19 protein-coding genes are annotated in these 21,515 nt (G+C 66.7%); 11 read left to right on the top strand and 8 right to left on the bottom strand.

Annotated features, from left to right (window positions below; translation table 11 throughout):
- Positions 1-24: 24 nt before the first annotated feature.
- Complete coding sequence (locus tag ACIGKQ_RS12335) at positions 25-909, bottom strand: phosphoesterase (RefSeq protein WP_396573828.1); 885 nt, start codon at positions 907-909, stop codon at positions 25-27.
- A 177-nt stretch (positions 910-1,086) separates the two neighbouring features.
- Between ACIGKQ_RS12335 and ACIGKQ_RS12330 the strand changes: the two genes are divergently transcribed.
- The gene (locus tag ACIGKQ_RS12330; protein ID WP_396573826.1) at positions 1,087-2,199 is read left to right on the top strand and encodes a ferredoxin reductase; all 1,113 of its coding nucleotides are present in this window, start codon (positions 1,087-1,089) and stop codon (positions 2,197-2,199) included.
- Between the two features lie 8 nt (positions 2,200-2,207).
- Positions 2,208-3,449, top strand: coding sequence for a fatty acid desaturase family protein (locus ACIGKQ_RS12325; RefSeq protein WP_396573824.1), 1,242 nt, complete (start codon positions 2,208-2,210; stop codon positions 3,447-3,449).
- Positions 3,450-3,546: 97 nt separating this feature from the next.
- Here ACIGKQ_RS12325 and fmdA read toward each other — a convergent pair whose 3' ends face one another.
- Entirely contained in the window at positions 3,547-4,800 is a 1,254-nt protein-coding gene (fmdA, locus tag ACIGKQ_RS12320) for a formamidase (RefSeq protein ID WP_396573822.1), read from the bottom strand.
- A 153-nt stretch (positions 4,801-4,953) separates the two neighbouring features.
- Here fmdA and ACIGKQ_RS12315 point away from each other — a divergent pair, with 153 nt between their 5' ends.
- On the top strand, positions 4,954-5,241 hold the full coding sequence (locus ACIGKQ_RS12315; RefSeq protein WP_396573820.1) for an FmdB family zinc ribbon protein: 288 nt from the start codon (positions 4,954-4,956) through the stop codon (positions 5,239-5,241).
- Between the two features lie 56 nt (positions 5,242-5,297).
- On the opposite strand, the gene ACIGKQ_RS12310 is transcribed toward ACIGKQ_RS12315, so the two are convergent.
- Positions 5,298-6,551 carry a lipase family alpha/beta hydrolase gene (locus tag ACIGKQ_RS12310; protein WP_396573818.1) on the bottom strand — a complete coding sequence of 418 codons (1,254 nt, stop codon included), beginning with the start codon at positions 6,549-6,551 and terminating at the stop codon, positions 5,298-5,300.
- Positions 6,552-6,888: 337 nt separating this feature from the next.
- On the opposite strand from ACIGKQ_RS12310, the gene ACIGKQ_RS12305 reads away from it, so the two are divergent.
- Positions 6,889-8,007, top strand: coding sequence for a hypothetical protein (locus ACIGKQ_RS12305; protein WP_396573816.1), 1,119 nt, complete (start codon positions 6,889-6,891; stop codon positions 8,005-8,007).
- Positions 8,008-8,026: 19 nt separating this feature from the next.
- Entirely contained in the window at positions 8,027-8,494 is a 468-nt protein-coding gene (locus ACIGKQ_RS12300) for a hypothetical protein (RefSeq protein ID WP_396573814.1), read from the top strand.
- 188 nt (positions 8,495-8,682) lie between these two features.
- Here ACIGKQ_RS12300 and ACIGKQ_RS12295 read toward each other — a convergent pair whose 3' ends face one another.
- Complete coding sequence (locus ACIGKQ_RS12295) at positions 8,683-9,351, bottom strand: fasciclin domain-containing protein (protein ID WP_235721647.1); 669 nt, start codon at positions 9,349-9,351, stop codon at positions 8,683-8,685.
- 200 nt (positions 9,352-9,551) lie between these two features.
- Here ACIGKQ_RS12295 and ACIGKQ_RS12290 point away from each other — a divergent pair, with 200 nt between their 5' ends.
- Positions 9,552-11,081: a molybdopterin-dependent oxidoreductase gene (locus ACIGKQ_RS12290; RefSeq protein WP_396573812.1), complete on the top strand. Its 1,530-nt coding sequence runs from the start codon at positions 9,552-9,554 to the stop codon at positions 11,079-11,081.
- On the opposite strand, the gene ACIGKQ_RS12285 is transcribed toward ACIGKQ_RS12290, so the two are convergent.
- On the bottom strand, positions 11,073-12,587 hold the full coding sequence (locus tag ACIGKQ_RS12285) for a flavin-containing monooxygenase (RefSeq protein WP_396573810.1): 1,515 nt from the start codon (positions 12,585-12,587) through the stop codon (positions 11,073-11,075). The genes ACIGKQ_RS12290 and ACIGKQ_RS12285 overlap by 9 nt on opposite strands.
- Before the next feature lie 337 nt (positions 12,588-12,924).
- Between ACIGKQ_RS12285 and ACIGKQ_RS12280 the strand changes: the two genes are divergently transcribed.
- Together ACIGKQ_RS12280 and ACIGKQ_RS12275 are read left to right on the top strand one after the other, a co-directional pair.
- Positions 12,925-13,500, top strand: a complete 576-nt coding sequence (locus tag ACIGKQ_RS12280) for a TetR/AcrR family transcriptional regulator (protein ID WP_235721650.1) — start codon at positions 12,925-12,927, stop codon at positions 13,498-13,500.
- An 88-nt stretch (positions 13,501-13,588) separates the two neighbouring features.
- Positions 13,589-15,838, top strand: coding sequence for a molybdopterin-dependent oxidoreductase (locus ACIGKQ_RS12275; RefSeq protein ID WP_396573808.1), 2,250 nt, complete (start codon positions 13,589-13,591; stop codon positions 15,836-15,838).
- Here ACIGKQ_RS12275 and ACIGKQ_RS12270 read toward each other — a convergent pair.
- Both ACIGKQ_RS12270 and ACIGKQ_RS12265 read right to left on the bottom strand, forming a co-directional pair.
- Entirely contained in the window at positions 15,799-16,368 is a 570-nt protein-coding gene (locus ACIGKQ_RS12270; protein ID WP_235721651.1) for a DinB family protein, read from the bottom strand. The two genes, ACIGKQ_RS12275 and ACIGKQ_RS12270, sit on opposite strands and share 40 nt — an antisense overlap.
- 112 nt (positions 16,369-16,480) lie before the next feature.
- Entirely contained in the window at positions 16,481-18,052 is a 1,572-nt protein-coding gene (locus tag ACIGKQ_RS12265; RefSeq protein ID WP_396573806.1) for an AMP-binding protein, read from the bottom strand.
- Positions 18,053-18,187: 135 nt separating this feature from the next.
- Here ACIGKQ_RS12265 and ACIGKQ_RS12260 point away from each other — a divergent pair, with 135 nt between their 5' ends.
- Complete coding sequence (locus ACIGKQ_RS12260) at positions 18,188-18,997, top strand: LuxR C-terminal-related transcriptional regulator (protein ID WP_396573804.1); 810 nt, start codon at positions 18,188-18,190, stop codon at positions 18,995-18,997.
- A 140-nt stretch (positions 18,998-19,137) separates the two neighbouring features.
- On the opposite strand, the gene ACIGKQ_RS12255 is transcribed toward ACIGKQ_RS12260, so the two are convergent.
- On the bottom strand, positions 19,138-19,407 hold the full coding sequence (locus tag ACIGKQ_RS12255; RefSeq protein WP_235721654.1) for a Rho termination factor N-terminal domain-containing protein: 270 nt from the start codon (positions 19,405-19,407) through the stop codon (positions 19,138-19,140).
- 165 nt (positions 19,408-19,572) lie between these two features.
- Here ACIGKQ_RS12255 and ACIGKQ_RS12250 point away from each other — a divergent pair, with 165 nt between their 5' ends.
- Together ACIGKQ_RS12250 and ACIGKQ_RS12245 are read left to right on the top strand one after the other, a co-directional pair.
- Positions 19,573-20,061 carry a Rho termination factor N-terminal domain-containing protein gene (locus ACIGKQ_RS12250; RefSeq protein ID WP_235721655.1) on the top strand — a complete coding sequence of 163 codons (489 nt, stop codon included), beginning with the start codon at positions 19,573-19,575 and terminating at the stop codon, positions 20,059-20,061.
- A gap of 112 nt (positions 20,062-20,173) precedes the next feature.
- On the top strand, positions 20,174-21,427 hold the full coding sequence (locus ACIGKQ_RS12245; RefSeq protein ID WP_235721990.1) for a LuxR C-terminal-related transcriptional regulator: 1,254 nt from the start codon (positions 20,174-20,176) through the stop codon (positions 21,425-21,427).
- Positions 21,428-21,515: the final 88 nt, after the last annotated feature.

Here is a 21,515-nt window from a genome sequence, read left to right as displayed (position 1 = left end):
TCGCGCGCGTTGGTGCCGAACGCGTCAGCGAAGGGTCGGGGGTGTCGCGCCCACGGTCGGTCTGGCCTCGGCTGTCGGGTTGCGATTCGCGCGGCGCGCGGTTCGGCCCACCCCGAGCGCGAGGACGGCCATCGACATCACCGCCGCGATCGCGCCGGCCGCGGCGACCTGCGTGATGGTCGGATAGAAGTTGGCCACCACCGTGGGCGCCGACACCGTGATGAGAAGCGGAATGGGTAGTGACCACCGCGGCGCCTGTCCACGGACCGTGCCCCGCCACGGGTCGGGCAGCAGCATGCCGGCGCCCACGACCAGCAGGGTCGAGATGATGACATCGCTGGGTCGGTGCCAGCCGGCGGCGACGATGACGAATTCGAGCACCGCGGCCCAGGTACCCACCAGGGTGCCGACGTAAGGGCGCAGGAGTGGCGGACTGGCCAGCACCAGTACCACCACGACCGCCGTCACCGCGGCGGCATGACCACTCGGCGCGGAGTTCGCGGTCTCCGCGATCCAGGAATGCAACTGCGGACGCGTGAGCACGTGATCACGCAGGAACTGCACGACCAGCACCGTCGCCGGCGCGAAGGCCAGCAGTGCGGCGGTGCTCGCGAGGCCACGGCGGGCGTCGGTGCGTGAGGAGAACCGGCGGCACTGCACCAGCACCACCACCGACGCCGCCACCGCGATCCACAAGGCGGGATGGGAGACGACGTCGATGGTGAGCGGGAGAGGGAGGTCATCGACCGCAGGGAGGGCCCGGCACACGTCGAGCAGCCATTGATCGACGCGCTGGCCGGGCCGCGTCCACACGGCCACGGCGAACACCGCGGCCGCAATGAGGAATGCAGCCGTCACCACCGCTGCGCGCGAGAGGGAGGAACGTCGCGCAGCGGTGGATCCGGTCACGAAAGCCAACCTAGAGGCCGAAGCTGGGAGCATTCTGCAGACAACCTGAGGACTCTCAGTGTTGACTGGGTGTCTGCGGTCGACTCGAGCCCACGGTCGACCGGAAATCGATGGATCGGGCCCCGCCCGCGCGGTTCTGTGTACAGTCGTGCACAAGGTTCACCGGAGGTGCCACGCATGGATCTGCTCAAGTGGAGCAAACGCCCGGCGGCCGACGTCGAGGCCAGAAAACCAGAGGTCAACATCGTGCGCGGGCTCATCGCCCGCGCCACCACGCCATTGCTGCCCGACGACTACCTGCACCTGCTCAACCCGCTGTGGTCGGCGCGCGAACTGCGCGGCCGCGTGCTGGAGGTGGTGCGCGAGACCGAGGACTCGGCCACGGTCACCATCCGCACCGGTTGGGGGTTTCCGGACTCGTACAAACCGGGCCAATACGTCGGGATCGGGCTGCAGGTGGGCGGTCGCTGGCATTGGCGGTCGTACTCGCTGACGTCGATCGGCGACACCTCCGACAAGACGATCGCGATCACCGTCAAGGCCAATCCCGACGGTTTTCTCTCCACCCACCTTGTCGACGGCGTGTCGCCGGGGACCGTGATCCGGCTCGCCGCACCCAAAGGCGATTTCCATCTGCCCGAGCCGCTGCCCGACAGCGTGCTGTTCCTCACCGCCGGCAGCGGCATCACTCCGGTCATGTCGATGCTGCGGTCGCTACGGTCGCGGGAGAACGTGCCCGACATCGTCCACGTGCACTCCGCGCCGACCCGCGACGACGTGATCTTCCTCGAGGAACTCGAGAAGATGGACGCCGACGTCCTCTCCTACGACCTGCAGTTGCAACTGACGCGCGAGCAGGGCAAGTTCGACATCGGGCAACTCGACGCCGAGGTGCCGGACTGGCGGGACCGCCAGTGCTGGGCGTGCGGGCCGGTGGCAATGCTCGACACGGTCGAGGAGCGCTTCACCGAGGAGGGGCTGCGCGACCAGTTGCACATCGAACGGTTCGCGATCGCGCGGACCGACGTGGGTGGTGAAGGCGGCACCGTCACCTTCGCCAAGTCGGGGAAGACCGCCGAGATCGACGGCGCCACCACACTCCTTGAAGCAGGCGAGGAGTTGGGAATCCAGATGCCGTTCGGCTGCCGAATGGGTATCTGCCAAACCTGCGTGGTACCCCTCGCCGGGGGATATGTGCGCGACCTGCGCAACGGCGAGGAACGCCGCGAGGGTGAACGAATCCAGACATGCATCAGCAGCGTGTCCGGGGAATGCACACTCGACCTCTAGGGGGATCGATGGCCATCACCGACATCGACCAATACGCTCATCTGACCGACGCCGACGTCGAGGCCCTCGGGGCCGAACTCGACGCGATCCGGCGCGACATCGAGGAGTCCCGCGGCGAAGCCGATGCCCGCTACATCCGACGGGCCATCACGATTCAGCGCAGCCTCGCCGCCGGTGGCCGGCTCGCATTGATGTTCAGCAACCGCAAGTCGGCATGGGTCGCCGGCACCGCCATGCTCTCGCTGGCCAAGATCATCGAGAACATGGAGCTCGGTCACAACGTGATGCACGGTCAGTGGGACTGGATGAACGATCCCGAGGTGCACTCGTCGTCGTGGGAGTGGGACACCACCTGCCCCAGCGTGCAATGGAAGCACTCGCACAACTTCGTGCACCACAAGTACACGAATGTGGTGGGGATGGACGACGACGTGGGCTACGGGATTCTGCGTGTCACCCGTGACCAGCCGTGGGAATGGTGGATGGTCGGCAACCCGATCTACAACCTGACCCTGGGCACGTTCTTCGAATACGGTGTGGCGCTGCACCATCTGGAGACCGAGAAGCTGCGCAACAAGGAGAAGTCGTATCGTCAGGCGTTCAAGGACCTGCGGATCATCGCCCGCAAGGTGGGCAAGCAGGCCGCCAAGGACTACCTGATCTTCCCGGCGCTCGCCGGCCCGAACTGGAAGCCGACGATCGCGGCGAACTTCACCGCCAACATCGTGCGCAACTACTGGGCGTACATGGTGATCTTCTGCGGCCACTTCCCCGACGGCGCCGAGAAATTCACCGTCGAGGAGTACGAGAACGAAGATCAGCCCCGCTGGTACCTGCGACAGATGCTGGGCTCGGCCAACTTCCGCGCCGGACCGCTGATGCGGTTCATGAGTGGCAACCTCAGCCATCAGATCGAGCACCATCTGTTCCCCGACCTGCCGAGTAACCGGTACGAGGAGATCGGTGTCCGGGTGCGGGCGTTGTGCGACAAGTACGACCTGCCCTACACCACGGGTTCGCTTGCCCACCAGTACTTCCAGTCGTTCCGGACGATTGCGAAGCTGGCCGTGCCGAACGCTTTGCTCAAGGCGACGTCCGACGATGCACCGGAGACCGCGTCGGAGTTGCGGTTCGCCATGCGCGAAGGCATGGCGAATCACTTCGGCGTCGATCCGGCGACCGGGAAGCGTCGGGGTCTGCGCACCGCGCTGCGCGAACTGAAGAACGCGCCGGTGCAGCCGGCCGCTTAGCAAGCCCGGTCCCGACCGGTTCTTCCCCTGGGTATCGCTTTGTCCCCCAGTTGCTTTGGGCGGGGGAAGTGATATCCGGGGGAGGAACGGTCGGCGGTCAGAAACTGGCGGTGGGGGCGCCCATGCCGGGGTCGATGGTGGTCGGTCCATCCTTGGACGGCGCGACCGGGAAATCGAAGATGGCGGTCGGGATGTACACCGTGGCACACGAGTTGGGGATGTCGACGACGCCGGACAGTCGGCCCTCGATGGGAGCGGACCCGAGGAGTAGATAGGCCTGTTCGGGGCTGTAGCCGAATTTCGTCAGGTAGTCGATGGCGTGCAGGCAGGCCCGCTGATAGGACAGGTCGGAGTCGAGGTAGCGCTGCTCGCCGTCGAGGGTGACCGACGTACCCGAGAACGCGATCCACTCCGAGTACTGCGGATCGGTGTTGCCGGGCATGAAGATCGCATTCTCGGTGACGCCATAGGTGTCCATGCCGCCCTTGATGAGATCGACGTGCAGATCCATGAAGCCACCCATCTCGATGGCGCCGCAGAAGGTGATCTCGCCGTCTCCCTGCGAGAAGTGCAGGTCGCCGAACGAGAGCTTCGCGCCGGGCACGAACACCGGGTAGAAGACGCGGGTGCCCTTGGTGAGGTTCTTGATGTCCTGGTTGCCGCCGTTCTCGCGCGGCGGCGCGGTTCGGGCGGCTTCGCTTGCCACGCGGTCGAATTCGGCGCCGGTCAGGGTGCCCAGGATGGCGTCCTTGGGTTGCGGCGGCAGCGCGAGTGGCGGCACCCGCTGCGGATCGGTGGCGATGAGCGCCGCCTCACGTGCGTTCCACTTTCCCAGCAGTTCGGGTGACGGCGCGGTGCCCATCAGGCCGGGATGGACGATGCCGGTGTACTTCACGTGCGGGACATGCCGCGACGTCGCGCTCTGGCCGCTGAAGTCCCAGATGGCCTTGTAGGCGTCGGGGAACTGATCGGTGAGGAAGCCGCCACCGTTCTGCTTGGCGAAGATGCCGGTGTACCCCCAGCCCTGGCCGGCGAGTGGGCCCGAGTCCTCCTGCGGGATCGGCCCGACGTCGAGGATGTCGACGATGAGCAGGTCGCCCGGCTCGGCGCCCTCGATCGCGAACGGCCCCGACAACACGTGCACACCGTCGAGCGGAGCGTTGAGGATGTCCTCGGCCGAATCGTCGTTGTGGATGGCGCCGTCGAACCATTCACGACAATGCGCACGAAACGTGTCACCGGGTTTCACGGTCACCGCCGCCGGAATGTCGGGATGCCACCTGTTGTGGCCGACGATCTGCTGATCGGTGAACTTCTTCGATGAATCGAGCGGGTACAGCGACTCCGGCATGACACGTCCTCTTCTCATCACGATGCTCTGGTCGCGAGTGCGGTCGAGACCCTGCTTCCGAATGGAAGTAACGGTGATGAGTGTAGTGATCGAGGGCGCGGATGGCAGGCCAACGGCACACGGGATCCGGGCGCAAGCGCTACGGTGACCGACATGCCGACTTACGTGTACCGGTGTCCGGCGGACTGCCCCGATTTCGTCGAACGCCATCCGATGGCGTCGATCCCGGATCGGTCGGCCTGCCCGGACTGCGGTGACGATGCGCGGCGGGTCATCGGTGCGCCGTCACTGGGCGCAGGGGATTCGGCGGCGATGCGATTGCAGGATGCGACGCGAGCGAGTTCGGAGACACCGACGGTGGTGTCGAATCTCCCGGACAGCACACGCCGCTCAACCCCGATCTCCACCAACCCACTGCACCGCAAGTTGCCCCGCCCGTGACCCCGCCACCCCCGCCGATTTCGTAGTACGAACCGGCGATTTTCGGTCGGTTCGTACTACGGATCCGGGGGTGCGCTTGGCAGCGCGCGGCGTGGTCGCAGCTGGGCGAGCAGCCAGGTGTAGATGTCGTCGTTGTTCAACAACGTGAAATGGTGTGCACCGCCGAGGTCGAGGCCGTCGGAGAACCGCAGGCCGAGGCGGCTGCGGGTGGGTTCGCCGCGACCACTCGGTGCGAGGACCAGGCCGTCACCGATCAGGCGGCCGAACGGGTGAGCGGGGTTGCGTGTCATCGTCGCGGTGACGAACAGGTGCCGCGCGGTGGACAGCAGCGGGACGTCGGCGCCGGGGGGATGCTGCCAGGCGTCGCGATCCTGCTCCGCCCAATCGGCTGCGGTGAGATTCCCGTGGAACAGATCGCGTACCCCGGCGCTGCGCCGACGCAGCAGGTTGCTGATCGGACGTGTGGCCGAGAGCGGCTGCAGCATCGACGACAACACATGGACGCCGCGCTCGAGCGGTGCACCCAGATGCGGCGTACCCAAGCACACGGTCTCCGTCACGAGTCGAGGCCACCAGTCGCCGCGCTCGGTGGCGTGATGGCACGCACTGCGGATCACCAACCCACCCATGGAATGCCCGATCAGGGTGAGTCGGGAGACCGGCACCGGCCACAGCAGCACCAGATCGGCCAGCAGATCGGCGAGGTCGAGCCCGTTCTGGCTGATGTGCCGGCCGGAGTTGTACCGGATCTGGACCTCGCTGGCCGAGATGTCCCCGGAGAGTCGGTGTCCGTAGCTCGGCCGACCCCCGATGGTCCACGCCTGTTCGGACTCCATCAACCCGTGCAGAAAGACGACGACGTGGCCGCGTGCGTCGGAGAATTCGTCTGCGATGGCCGCGGGACGAACCGGGATCGGCCGACCTGCGGACCGGATCGACATGCGGGCGGCCAGGGGTGAGTCCGCCGCGTCGAGGTCGTCGCCGATGAGCCCGTTGAGAACGCCGAGGGCAACGGCGCCGTGGGGGGTCTGGGAGACGGCGAATGTCGAGGCGGGCATGGCATCGGCGGCCGACCACGCGGTGTCGAGCAGGGCATCCATCGAGAGGTAGGCGCCGTCGGTGACGGCGTCGTGGACCATCCGTGGCGAGTCGATGGCTGACCCGAGAACCGGCCGAAGCGCGCCGAACACAGTGCCCGCGACCGACCGGTGCATCGCGCCGAGGCCGGACACCGCGGAGCGCAACTCGGTGACGCCCAACTGGGCGAGCGCGCCGAGTTCGTCGGTCCGGGCCGTGGGAGATCCGATCATGCCATTGAGTGTACGCCCGTTCACTTAGTATCGACGTTCAGTCGTCGATGTGATGCACGGCCGGGTATGCCATCGGTCCGGCCGACCGGTACCCGCCCGGGGGCCGACCGCCACGTCCGCGTCGACGCGACGGCGGCACGGTTTTGTTCCCCGTGTCCATCCATCGGACCAATGGCCGTCGTTCGCAGGAAAGACATTCGGCTGCTGCAGATTCCGGTCTGGTGACGAGCGACTTACGTTCGGATCGCTCCATCCACCACACAGAACGGATCGAGACATCATGCGAGCACACGTCTACAGAGCTTCACTGGTCCGCGCATGCCTCACCGTTGCGACGATGTTCCTGATCGTCCTCTTGCCCCTGACGCACGCCGAGGCGGCGTCGGCCACGGGTATGGGTAACGATCGGTCATTGTCGCAATCCGGAGATGGCAAGAGCGGCAAAAACAAATCGTCCCCGTCCGGCGGAGGCGGGATCAACAAGATGACCCCCCGGGCCCAACCGGGACCATCGGCGGGCGGCCGCAACAGCGGACCGTCGTCGGGCGGGAACGCCGGCAACGTGCGGCAGCGGACCGCACCGCCCGCGGCCGACAAACCGAACCGCCCGCGCAAGGCCACCCCGAAACCGGATCGGGGACCGAACAAGTTCTCCCCGAAAACCCGAGCGCCACAAACTCAGACGAAGAACTCATCGGAGCGGAGTCGGTCGTCGCGCAAGAAGCGCGAGCGGCGAGAACAACGGCAGCAGGAACAACGGGACAGACGGACCGCTCCGTCTGCCGACCGACCCGCGCCGCGGTACGAGCCGACATCGCCGCGCCGCGATGATGACGATGGATCCACGAGGCTGCTGAACGGTCCCGGGGCACACGGAATTGACGGCGAAGACGACGATCACGACGGCATCGTCGACAACGAGCAGTGCGATGTCGTATGCCCGTTGTCGCCGGTTCCGCCGATGATCGGTGGCGGCTTCCCGGGAATGCGACCCCCGGCCGTCCCAGGACGGCAGGCACCTCCGAAGACACCTGCGCCACGTCAGTCACCCGCTCCGAGGACCACCGAGCCGCGGCCAAGCGAGGAGCCGGACGAGTACCGCGACCGAGGTGACGGACGCGACGCGAAGGGGCGCTACGCCAACGGAAACGACGGTCGGAGCGGCAAGGACGCGGAGAAGCGAGAGCTCGACAAACTCGAGGACGACTTCGGCGTGCCCATCATCCGGGACCAACGTCGCGCGTCGTTCGAGGGTGGAAAACAAGGTCGCTTCTACGACGGGTTGATCCCGAACGGCGACGGCACGTACTCGGGGATCGAGATCAAGAGCGGAAGCGCGGGCAAGACGCCGCAGCAGAAGCAGTTCGATGCGCGTGTCAGTCCGGAGACCCCCGCAACGGTGACACTCCCCGACGGCACCAGAGTTAAGATCACCCACGTGATAGACCGGCCATGAACGCGAAGGATGACTTGCGATGAAACCGACGCATGTGTACGAGTTCTCGGACGGCACCACCGTGACGATGGACTCCGGGATGCCCACTCGATTCGTCACTCACCCGCTCACCCGATTGAACGGCGGAACCAAGAAGCACATCATCCTGTCCCGGCTCGTCCGCCAGGAGTGGCTCGACGACTTGAGCGAGCACGAACGCGACGAATCGTTGTCATCGTTCCTGCAAGCCGGCGGCAGCGCAGACGCGATGACATTGGAGGTGCGGCGCAAGGAAGCAGACGGGGCCTATCGCCAGTACGTTCTGGGGCGAGGAGAGGTGGCCGATGCGGCCGGCGGCGCGGATGTGGAGATCGCGGTCGGGGAACACTCCTACCGGGTTGCCCAGAACGAGGTCTTCACCGCCGAGGCTGCGGGCACGGTGTTCCTGCATTACCTGCGCCACAACGAGGTACCGGCCGGCATGTCGCTGCGCGAACTCGTCCGGTGAGGTGATCCGGCCGTAGCAACGACGACGAGGAGCGTATCGAGACCTCCGCGCAGGGTGGTCTCGATACGCTCCTCACTACGTTCGTCACTACTCGACCAGCGACTGAAGCCGTGTGGCGATTACCTCCGCCGGCGGCGTCAGCGCCGTATCGACCAGCGACTGGAGCCGTGGTGCGAGCGGTGTGGCGATCACTCTGCCGGCGGCGTCAGCACCGTATCAATCAGGTAGACAGTGGCATTGGCGGTCTGCACGCCACCGCACACGACGCCCGCGTCGTTGACCATCAGCTCGTCGCCCTCACCGGTCACCTCGACCGACTGGCCCTCGAGTAGGGTTTCGTGCTCACCGACGACTGCATCCGGGGCAGCCTGGCCGGAAACCACGTGGTAGGTGAGGATGTCGGTCAGCATCGCCGAATCGGTCTTGAGCGTCTCGATGGTCTCCGGCGGGAGCTTCGCGAACGCGTCGTCGGTCGGTGCGAACACGGTGTACTCACCGTTGTTGAGCGTATCCACCAGATTCACTTCGGGATTCAGCTCGCCGGACACCGCCTGGGTCAGCGTGGTCAGCATCGGGTTGGCGGCTGCGGCGGTGGCGACCGGGGCAGTGGCCATTCCCTCCACCGAACCGGGGCCGGTCGGGTTGGCTTCGGCGTACGCCGCGCAACCGGGGCCGACGAGGCCGGATGCGGCAGTGTCCGAATCACTTTCGGAGGCCATGCTGCTCATCGGCGCGCTGGTCGCGGCGGTCGTCTCGGAGGAGGAGTCGTCGTCGGATGAGCAGCCGGCGACGAGTCCGACGGCGAGCGTGACACCTGCCGCGGCCGTCAGAACACGTTGAATTCGCTTGAGAGCCATGATCGATCCAATCTGTGGTTGACACCCCGCCGCGTGGCGGGTTGTAGGTCATTCGGCGCACCTGCGCAGCCGGATGGGTCGGATTTGCGGGATTTCGAAAACTGGCTCATCGATGCAGGTCGGCGCGGTGCACCAATCCGGTGAGTCCGCGCGGACGAATGCCTGGCTGAGACCTGAAGGCCGCGGCGAGGAGGCAGACCATGCGAGTCGAAACATATGTACGCGCAGCCGTGGCAGGCATCCTCGCGGTGGCGGCGGGGGTCGCGGTCGGTGAGCTGGTGGCCGTGCTGGTGTCACCGTTCGCGTCGCCCTATCAGGCGGTGGCTGCGTTTCTCGTCGACCACGCACCCGCGTTTGCCCGCGAATGGGCCATCGATACGTTCGGCACCGCCGACAAGCCCGCGTTGATGGTGGGTGTCGGCGCGGCGTTGCTGGCGCTGGCCGTGGTGGCCGGGATCATCCAGGTGCGCAAACCCCCCTGGGGGATCGCGGTCGTCGTCGCGTTCGCGGCGTTCGGTGTGGTGGCGACGACGACGCGGCCCACGTCGGACCCGTCGTTCGTGCTGCCGCCGCTGGCCGCAGGCATCGTCGCCGCCGGCGTGCTGGTGCTGCTGTGTGCCGGATCGAGGATCCGGACGGCGGAGGCCGGATGGAATCGCCGACAGTTCCTGACCGCCGCCGTGTTGATCGGCGCGGCATCGGGCGCGTCCGCGCTGGTCGCGCGGCAACTGTCGCGGGCGGGCGATGTGCTGGCCGAACGTCGGCGCGTGAGGTTGCCGGTGCCGGCATCGGCTGCCGAGCCGATCCCGGATGGCGCACAACTGCAGATCGAGGGCGCCACGCCGTTCGTCACCGACAACGCGGAGTTCTACCGCATCGACACCGCTCTGCAGGTGCCGCGGCTCAGCACGCAGGACTGGCGGCTGCGGGTGCACGGCATGGTCGACGACGAACTGACCCTCGACTGGGATGACCTGCTCGCGATGTCCATGTCCGAACGTGTCATCACGCTGAGCTGCGTGTCCAACGAGGTCGGCGGAGATCTGGCCGGCAATGCCCGTTGGCTCGGCGTGCCGATGCGCGACATCCTGGACCGCGTCGGAGTGCGCGGCGACGCCGACATGCTGCTGTCGACCAGCGTGGACGGCTGGACTTCGGGTACCCCACTCGAGGCCGTCACCGACGGGCGCGACGCGCTGCTGGCCATCGGCATGAACGGCGAGCCCCTCCCGCTGGAACACGGCTACCCGGTGCGTCAGGTGATCCCGGGTCTGTACGGATTTGTGTCGGCCTGCAAATGGGTCACCGACTGGGAGATCACCCGCTTCGACCGCGCCGAGGCCTACTGGACCGAACGGGGTTGGGGTGTGCGTGCGCCCATCAAGACCGCCTCACGCATCGACCGGCCCGCGCCGCTGTCCACACAGCCGGCCGGACGTGTCGTGGTGGCCGGCACCGCCTGGGCGCAGCATCGGGGCATCAGCGCGGTGGAGGTCCGGGTGGATGACGGCCCGTGGCAGCGGGCCGAACTCGCGGAGCAGTACTCCATCGACGCCTGGCGGCAATGGACTTTCGCCTGGGACGCCGTACCCGGTCAGCACACCATCTACTGCCGGGCGACCGACGGCGCCGGCCGGGTCCAGCCCGAACAGCGCGTCGCCCCGATCCCCGACGGCGCGACCGGCTGGCACAGCCGGGTCATCCGCGTCGCGGATGCCCAGTCACAGTGATCGTGCGCGTACCGGCACATGGCCGAACACCATTGACTTCTCTATGTCGTCGGTGTGGTGATCGATGGCGTCGCGGTAGTAGTTGTGGCGCACCTTCCAGTAGCCGTGGGTACCCGACTTCGGGAGTGCGTCCGGCGCCCGCAGGACATAGCCGGCCTTGAGATCCCACAACGGCTGCGACGGCATGGACACCTCGCCGAGGTGCGGATATGCGTGGGTGTAGCCGTGGGAACGCATGTAGTGCAGCAACTTCGCGACGGCGCGTGCGGTCATGTCGGCACGTAGCGTCCACGACGCGTTGGTGTAGCCGACCGACCAGGCCAGGTTCGGGACATCCTCGAGGAGATGAGATTTGAAGACGAACCGGTCGTGGGGCTTGACCTCGGCATCGTCGACCCGGATGCGGACTCCGCCGAAGGCCTGCAGATTGAGTCCGGTGGCCGTCACGATGACATCGGCATCGAGATGCCGTCCCGACTTCAGTGCCACCCCGGTGGTATCGATCCGGTCGATGTGATCGGTCACCATCTCCACCGAGCCCGCCGAGATCTGCTCGAACAGATCGGCATCGGGCACCATGCACATGCGTTGATCCCACGGGTCATATGACGGATTGAAATGCACCTCCACCGGATAGTTGTCCGGAAGCTCCTTGCGCACCCCACTGGTCAACAGCTTGCGGCCGATCTTGGGGAAGCGGTGCAGGGCATGCACCATCGCGGCGGTCTGAGCTGCGTACCGGGTGCGGATTACCTGATGGGCTGCTTTGGGGGGCAAGAGCTTTCGGATCAGGGGATTGAGCTTCTGGGCCTGGGACATCGACACGATGTAGGACGGCGAGCGCTGCAGCATCGTCACGTGGCCGGCGCTCTTCGCCAACGACGGAATCAGGCTGACCGCGGTGGCGCCGCTGCCGATCACCACGATGTTCTTGCCGGTGTGGTCGAGGTCATCGGGCCACTGTTGCGGGTGCACCACGGTGCCGGTGAAGTCGTCGATGCCGGCGAACTGAGGTGTGTAGGGATCGTCATAATCGTAGTAACCGGTCGCGAAGTAGACGAACCGGGTGCGGTAGCTGCGGGACGCGTCGTCGGCGGTGGCCGAGATCGTCCACGTGTCGGTGCTTGAATCCCAATCTGCTGCGGTGACATGCTGACCGAAACGGATGTGGTCGGCGATGCCGTACTTCTCGGCGGTGTGCTCGACGTAATTGCGGATGTCGGCGCCTTGGGCCAACGCCTCGGGTCGTCGCCACGGCTCGAACGGGAAACTGAGGGTGAAGATGTCGCTGTCGGAGCGGATGCCCGGGTAGCGGAACAGGTCCCAGGTGCCACCGACGCGTTCGCGGCGCTCCAGGATGAGGTATCGCAACGTCGGGTTGTCCTGGGTGAGCCGGTAGGCGGCGTCGATGCCGGACAGGCCGGCGCCGAGGATGATCACGTCGTAGAAGTCGTCCCGGTCGCCAGGCTCATCCACCGGGGACACGCTTGTGTCGATCTCACTCATCGCAACCTCCTCGTCGAGCGATGCCGTGTCGCGGTGGGCAGCGCCTGGCACACACTCCCACCATTGGGGTCACGGTAGTTCCTCGCGACCGCGAATATGGCGGATTCGGAAAGTGCTCCGACTGCGAATCGTGTACTGGCGCAACGATGACCCGGGGGTCTGGCGGTGGCCGGTCGGCGTCGGGACCACCCCTCGAACGATCCACGCGCACACCGATGTCCGCGGTTGTCAGCGCCGCGACCGTCGCGCGTCCGGCGTGCGGCCCCGACCGCTGCACGCCGGCGCACCGACTGCCACCGCCGTCGCCGAAATGCGACATCGGTGTTGCATGTACGCTATGCCTGTGACGCACGCCACGCAAGTTCGTGCCGACGTCGAACGCAATCGCGCGGCCATCATGACTGGTGCGATCGGGCTACTCGGCGTCGAGCCGAACGCATCGATGCAGCAGATCGCCGAGGCGTCCGGGGTGAATCGGGCGACGCTGTACCGGCACTTCGCCAGCCGTGACCAGCTGATGAGTGCACTACACGCGAAGGCGCTCGACGATTCGGCCGAGGTCGCCCGTCGGCTGCCCGCCGACGGGCCGGTGGTGGCGGCCCTGCGGGCATTCCTCGACGATGCGATCACGATCGGAGAGCGCTACCGCTTCATCCTGATGTACCACCGCACCGATCCTGGGCTGTTCGACGTCGAGGCCCGGGCCACGGTTCCGGTCCTCAAGGCCATACGGCGAGGTCAGGAGGCCGGTGAGATCGATCCGCGCCTTGAGCCGGTGTTCGCTGCCGGCCAGATCACCATGCTGGTGATCGGCGTCATCGGACTCGTCGAACGCGGTGCGATGACACTCGAACAGGCCCGTCGGCAGGCGCAGATCAGTTTCGGCAACACGTTGGCCGTACCGGTTCGATGAGGCCGGTCGCGGCCTTCGCCCATGACCGCGACGGTATCGTGCAACACTTGTTGTCAGATCGTGTTGGCATCAGCCCTGGGGAGTCACCATGCGTCAGGAGAAGGTCACTTACTGCCGGATCTGCGAGCCCCTCTGCGGGATGATCGCGACGGTCGAGAACGACGAACTCATCTCGCTGCGACCGGACAAACAGCATCCACTGTCGAAGGGCTTCGCCTGCCCGAAGGGCATCGCCTTCACCGAGATCGTCAACGACCCCGACCGTGGGCTGCATCCGCTGCGGTGCACCGCGGACGGCGGGTTCGAACAGGTCTCCTGGGACACCGCGCTCGCCGACATCGGTGAGCGTCTACGTGGGGTGCATCGGCGTCACGGCAGTGCGGGGATCGGGTGGTACTTCGGCAACCCGGCGACCTTCTCCACCGGGCACACGCTGTGGACCGCGACGTTCATGAACCTGCTGGGCAGCCCACACGTCTACTCGGCGGGGTCGCAGGACGTGAACAACCGGTTCGTGGCGAGCCACTTCCTCTACGGCAATCCGGTGGCAGCCCCGATCCCGGACATCAATCGCGTCGACCTCCTGGTGATCATGGGTGCCAACCCGGTCGTATCCCACGGCAGCGTGATGAGTTCGCCGCGCATCCGAGAAGGGCTCAACGCCATCACCGCGCGCGGCGGGCGAGTGCTGGTGGTCGATCCGCGGCACACCGAAACCGCCCGCGAGCACGAGTGGTTGCCCATCGTGCCGGACACCGACGCGTTGCTGTTGCTGTCGCTGCTGTACGTCATGTTCGAGGAGAAACTCGCCGACGACACCCGGCTGCGGCAGCGCGCAGTCGGACTCGACACACTCAAGCGCATCGTCGGCGAGTACCCGCCGGAGCAGACGGCGACGAGCACCGACATCGACCCCGACACGGTCCGGGCGCTCGCGCGCTCGCTGGTGCACACCGAACGGGCCGCCGTCTACGGCCGGATCGGCACCTCGTTGGGCCGCGCCGGCACCCTGACCACCGCGTTGCTGGACATGGTCAACCTGGTTGCCGGCAATCTCGACGTCGTCGGCGGGTCCATGTTCGGCGACCTCGGCATTCCCGGCCAACGATTCGGAGTTGCCGCCCTGCAACGTGTGTCGCGGTTTGCGTGGTCGGGGCGGCGGAGTCGGGTGGGGGATCTGCCGCAGGTGCTGGGGACCGCGCCGGCGTCCGTGATGGCCAAGGAGATCACCACGCCGGGGCGCGGGCAACTGCGGGCGTTGTTCGTCAGTGCCGGAAACCCGGTGTTGTCGGTCCCCAACGGCACCGAATTGGCCGACGCGCTCGACGATCTCGACCTGCTGGTGTCGCTGGACATCTACCGAAACGAGACCAACGCCCACGCCGACTACATTCTGCCCGCCACCACGATGTATGAGCGCGGCGATTTCCTGCTGCCGTTCCAGGCGTTGTTCACCACGCCGTTCAAACAGGCCACCGACCCGGTGATCGCACCGCGAGGTGAGGCGCGTGAAGAGTGGACGGTCATCAACGAACTCGTCGGAGCCTTGTCGCGGCAGGTGCCCATGTTGGGGGCGCTGCATGCGATGAACACGATGGCCACACGGGTCGGTCGGGCGTGGGATCCGGAGCGGCTGTCTGATGTGGTGGTTCGAATGGGTCTGGGCGGCAATCGGTTCGGTCTGCGCCGCGGTGGGCTGACGTATCGACGGCTGGTGCGTGACGAACCGCACGGCGTCGTCGTCGGCGACGGTCTGATGCCCGGTCGGTTACGCGACACCATCACCCACCGTGACCGCAAAGTGCGCCTCGACGCTCCCGAACTGGTGGCCGAGCTCGACCGCGTGGCCACCGCGGCAGACCCGCGACTCCCACTGCGACTGATCGGGATGCGCGAGATCAGGTCGGAGAACAGTTGGCAGCACAACGCCCCGATGTTGCTGCGTGGTGGTCGTGAGCACGCGGCGCGGCTGCACCCCGACGACGCCGAGACCCGAGGTATCGGCGAAGGTGATCTTGTGGTGGTGCGCTCGGCGCACGGGCAGGTGGAGCTGCCGGCGACGATCACCGACGACATAAAACCCGGTGTGGTGGCCATCCCACACGGGTGGGGGCACAACGGTTCCGGCGGCTGGACACGGGCCAACGCCGCCGCTGCCAACGATCTCGGCAGCGGCGGAGTCAATGTGAATGCGTTGATCTCATCGGACCCCGACGATCTCGAGCGACTTGCGGGTATGGCCAACATGACCGGGGTGCCGATCGAGGTGAGCTTACTCGCCGGTGAACGCGACGAACGTCAGTCGATTGCCCACTCGGCGGGGTCGGGCCCGTCGTAGAGTGCTGCCATCGTGCTCTGACCGTCGAGCGCTTCGCGAATGATGTCGGCGTGACCACAGTGGTGCGCGGTCTCGCGGAGCTTGTGCAGCAGCATCTTGCGGATGGTCCACCACTCGCGCTCCGGCTGCCACGGTGCGGTCATCTGCGGGATCAGTTCGTCGAGGCCGGCGGACTGTGCGACGTAATCGTCGAGGGCGGCGGCCGCCCGGTGGTACTCCTCGACCCACCCGGCGAAGGTCTCGTCGTTGGTCAGCTCGTAGGCGTGCGCGGCTTTCTGCATGTCGAACTCCGCTGTGTCGTCGCGTTCGACGAGCTCCTCCAGCGTGCTCTGCTCACCCATCGCGAGGTGTTTGACCAGTCCGCCGAGTGTCAGCGTGCTGACCGTGGTGCGCTGGCGGGCCTGTTCCTCGGTGATCCCTCGTAGCGTCACCGTGAACATCTGCCGCTGATCGGCGAGGAGGGTGAGCAGATCCTCCTTTTCGCCGCTGACGGTGAACGGAAGTGTGACGGGTGTGTAGGTGCCGGCCATGATCGTCCCTCTCGTTGTCGTTGCTGGTGAAGTCAACGCTAGGAGGGAATGCGGACAACTTCGGTCCTGGTTTCTGGCCGATCAGGGGTGCGGCTGGTGAGCTCGCTCCTGGTCAGCTTTCTTGTTTGCGCAGGATGAACCGTTGGATCTTGCCGCTCGGGGTCTTGGGCAGCGCATCGACGAAGTGGACGGTGCGCGGGTAGGCGTGGGCGGCGAAGCCGGTCTTGACCAGCTGCTGCAACTCGGCTTCGAGGGCGTCGTCGCCGTCGACCCCGTCGGCGAGCACCACGAACGCCTCGAGAACCTCGCCGCGCAGCTCGTCGGGGCGACCCACCACCGCGACGTCGACCACCGACGGGTGGGTGATCAGCACGCTCTCCACATCGAACGGCCCGATACGGTAGCCGGCCATGATGATCACGTCGTCGTCGCGGGCGGTGAAGTAATACCGGCCGTCGTCGTCCTTGCGGCCGGTGTCGCCGGTCAGATACCAGGCGCCGTCGGGGGTGAAGCGGGCCGCGGTCTTGTCCGGTGCGTCGAGGTAACCGGTGAAGAACAGCAACGGGCTCTGTGCGACCTCGATGGCGATCTGACCGTCGACGATGCCGGTGGCGAATCCGGGCATCGGGGTGCCCATCGATCCGGGCACCAACGGCTGCGCCACGTCGGGATGCCAGTGGTTGTTGATGAACATGCCGTGCTCGGTCTGCCCGTAGTGGTCGCGCACCTCGGTCTGCAATGTCTCACGGGCCCAGTCGATGACGTCCGGGGTCAGCGGCTCTCCTGCCGACGACGCCCGGCGCAACGCGAAACCGGTGAACGACGGGTCCTTGGACAGCGATCGGTACACGGTGGGCGCCGCGGCGAAGTTCGTGACACCCAGCTGCTGCATCACCTTCGTGGTGACGTCCGGGGAGAAACCGGCGTGCAGCAACAGGTTTCGCCGACCGATCGCCATCGGCCCGAGGATGCCGTAGTACAGGCCGTAGGCCCAGCCGGGGTCAGCTGCGTTCCAGAACACATCGTCGGCGTTCACGTCGAGCCCGTAGTGCATGTAGCAGCTGAATGCCGCCAACGCCCGCACCGGAACCGGTACGCCCTTGGGTGCGCCGGTGGTGCCGCTGGTGAACAGCAGGATCAACATGCCGTCGCCGCCCACCGCGACCGACTCGTCCACCGGGTCGTGTGCGGAGACGAGCCCGTCGAACTCCTCGCCGGCAACGACGGTCGTGATGCCGTCGATTCCGTCGAGCTTGCCGACCTGGCTCGGCTCGGTGATCACCACCCGGGCGTTGCCGGCGGTCAGCCGCATCTCGATGGCGGGCGTCGCGAATGCGGTGAACAGCGGGATGTAGACGGCACCGAGACGGGCGATGGCCAGCAGCGACACCACGAGTTCGGCGCGTTTGCCCATCAGTACACCGACGGTGTCACCGCGTCCGACGCCCATTTCGGCGAGCGCGGCGGCGAATCGTTTGGAGGCGTCGGCGAGTTCGCCGTAGGTCAGGTCGACGGTCACCAGGCGATCGTCGTCGACATCGATGGTGGTGAAGGCGACCGCGGCCGGGTCGTGCCGGTCGACCAAAAGGTGCGCGGCGTCGGCGGTGTCGGAGCCGAACGTGGCGATCCACTCGTTCAGGGTCTCTTCCACGGACGGATGGGCAGTGGATGCGGTCTGGGTCATCGTCGAACCTCGGGTCGGGATCGGTGGTCATCGCCGCGGCACCGGTTGCCAGGCCACGGGTAATGTGGGTCACATTGTGCGCGTGCCGCGGCGGACGGACCACCCCCCGAAGAGGGGGAGAACCCAGGAGGTGACATGAGCGAGACCACATCTGTGCGCGATGCGCTGCGCCGCATCCGGCGGTCCAGTGGTGTATCGCTCGCGTTTGCCGGCATGGTGTCGGTGCCGCCCACCCGACAACGGCAGGCTGTGCGTCTCGAACACTTCGAAGGCGCCACACGTGGCGCCCTCAACGGTGTTGCCGTCGACGTCGGGCACGGACTCGGCGGCAAGGTGGTGACGATGCGTCGACCGCTCGCGGTGGACGACTACCTGCGCACACCGCACATCACCCACCGCTACAACCCGATCATCGCCACCGAGGGACTCGGCGCGATGGCGGCCGTGCCGGTCATCGTGGATCGCAGCCCGATAGCCGTGCTCTACGGGGCGGTGCACACCGACAACCCGCTCGGTGGACGCGCCTTCGACATCCTGGCCGACGAAGCCCGTGCGCTCGAGCAACGCATCGTCGCCGAGCGGCTGTCGGTGGCGTCGCCGGACCGCGACGAGCTGCGGGACCGCCTCACCGACGCATACAGCCGGCTGCGTCGGTTGCAACGATCCGTCGCCGACGAGACGTTGGCTGCCGAGATCGAACGCATCGGCGACGGCCTGCTCGATGACACGCCCGACGTGAACCCAGCGGTGCGGCTCACCCAACGTGAGCAGGACGTGCTGGCGCTGGCCGCGCTCGGTCACGGCAACGCCCGGATCGCCGAGGAACTCGGTATCGGCGTGCAGACCGCCAAGGGGTACATGAAGGACGCGATGGCCAAACTCGGGGCCACGACCCGACTGGAGGCGGTTGTGCTCGCCCGGCGGTCGGGTCTGCTGCCGGGGTAGGGGAACCGCCTCGGGTGTCCGCCGGCATCACCGGTGAGCGTGCCCGGATGGATTATCCAGCTGACGGCGGCCAGCGGTGATGCCGGCGGACATGTGGTCGTGGCCGAATCGACCGATCGCGCTTCGTCCGGAGAGGCGGCCTAATGGTTGCGTAGCTTCTCGATCAGCTCATCCTTCTTGAGGTCTGAATAACCCGTGATGTCCAGTTCCTTTGCGCGGTCCTGCAATTCGTCGACCGTCCAGTCTTCGTAGGCCGGCGACTGGCCGCCCTTCTCGCCGACCGACGACCGGGACTCGTTGGCTGCCGCGTTGGCGATGCGCGCGGACTTCTCCTTCGAATTGCCTTCGTCCCGCAGCTTTTCGTAGAGCTCGTCGTCCTTGACCGAAGGGCCCGGATCACGTTCTGGCATATCGACACCTCCTGTGAGTGGAACGGACGCCTTGTGGGTACCCACTATCTCCCGACGTTACGCCGACGCGCCATCGAAGACGGCAGCTCCGCCTCGACCTGCCCGTTAGGGTTTGGTGGAGACCGACATATCTCGCAGACGGCGCACGACACGGAGGAGACGCACATGGGCAAGAAGAAGAAACTCATCGGCCGCCTCGAAAAAGAGGTCGGGCGGTTGCAAAGTGAACTCGAACGCGCCGAGAAGGACGCCAAGAAGCGACTCAAGAAGGTCGAGAAGGACGCCGCTGCCCTGCAGGACAAGGTCCTCGCGCTGATCGGGCAGAAGGATTCGGGCACGGCGACGCCAGCGAAGGCGACGGGGGACAAGGCGACCGGCGACAAGGCGACCGGGGACAACGCAGGGAGTGCTCAGGAGAAGCCCGGGTCGTCGGCGTCCGCTTCGGCGCCAAAGGCGGCTGAATCATCAGCGACGAAGGTGCCTGACGCCCCGGAGTCGACTCCGCGTCGGCGGGCACCGGCCAAGAAGACCGCGTCCAAGTCCACGGCCTCCGGGCAACCGACCGTCGCCCAACTGCGGTCGGAGGCCAAGACCAAGGGCATCAAGGGCTATTCGACAATGACGAAGGCGCAACTGATCGACGCGCTCGGCTGATCGGGCGATCACCGCCCGACGGCCGGGGGCTGCGCAGCACTACTGTTGACCCGTGACCACGCGCGAGGTGCGGACTGCCGTCGAGCCCAGCGCTGCGCAACGCGACGGCTGCCTGCAGCAGCTGCGGGCGGTGCTCGACGGTCCGCTGCCGGAGATCGCCGCACGATTCTCCCGCTTCGTAGGTCCGCAGTGGCCGCACCGTGCGTTGATCATCTTCACCCGCGAGTGCACCGGCCGTCCGCGAAAAGTCGCCGGCGACCGGGACATCGTCGACCGCGTCACCATCGACGAACTCGACGCTCTCAAGGAGACGGTCGACCCGGGAACCGCAGCGACCGCCATCGCGGTCGTCGGTGGCGTGACCCGCGACGTGCTGGTGGTGCGGGATGAGACCGACACGCTGCTCGTGATGATCCCGAAGCCGTCGAGGTCCGCTGGTCCGGGCGCCGGAGACCGCCTGGTGTCCTGTGATCAGCTGCGGGGATGGTTCGCGATCGTGGCGACCTCGATCCGCCAGCAGGTGGCGCAGGCCAGCCCCGACTACCTCGCCGAGTCCCGCGCCGCCTCCAGTGAACGCGCCCGGACCATCGCCCAACTCACCCAGACACACGAGGACGCGCTGGTGTCGATCCTCGGGACATTGCGTGCGCGCGACCTCGACGATCGGACAGCACGGTCGGCGGCCGCGGAAACCGCATCGGCCGCGCTGATCGCGTTGCGGTCGGTGAGCGACTCCGACCACAAGCTGGCCACCGAGGATGTCGACTCGGCGTTCGCGCGCCTGCGAGTCGAGTTCGGGCCCGTCGCCGAGCAACTCCACGTCGACGTCGACTACGTGGCCCCCACCGCACGCGGACGGAACTTGCCCGGCGAGATCGCGCACGCGGCCCGAGCCATTGTGCGCGTGGTGGCGGTCGCATTCGGTACGCAGCGCACGGTGTCCAGGTTGCGTATCGCCTGGGACTGTAGCGGCAACGAACTGGTGGTCGACGTGCGCGATCAGGGCGCCGGTGATCTTGACGGTGATGCGCTGACCAGGCAGTTGGCCGGCCGGCTGCAGACCCTCGGCGGGCGGCTGGAAGTGGAGACGCTGGCCGGCTGGGGGAGTCGGGTGACGGCGCGGATGCCGCTGGACAGCGCCGCGGAACGGCCCGACCAGAACGTGTTGTCGACGCTGAACCCACGCGAACTCGAGGTGCTGGGTCACCTCGCGTTGGGTCGCCGCAACAAGGCGATCGCAGCGGAGCTCGGGGTCAGCGAGAGCACCGTCAAATTCCACGTGACCGCGATCCTGCAGAAGCTGCAGGTGTCCAACCGGGGTGAAGCCGGTCTGCTCGCGGCGCGCGCGGGGATCACTGCGGAGTGAGCCGACGCACTACCGCTGTACTTTCGTCTAGGTAGAACCATCCATTCGGCCGGATGCATGTATCCGTCGACGTCACGAGACTGAGACG

Origin of the sequence: Gordonia sp. NPDC062954 (assembly GCF_044543825.1) — a bacterium.
GTDB lineage: Bacteria > Actinomycetota > Actinomycetes > Mycobacteriales > Mycobacteriaceae > Gordonia > Gordonia tangerina.
This window is presented reverse-complemented; position numbering and strand designations above follow the sequence as displayed.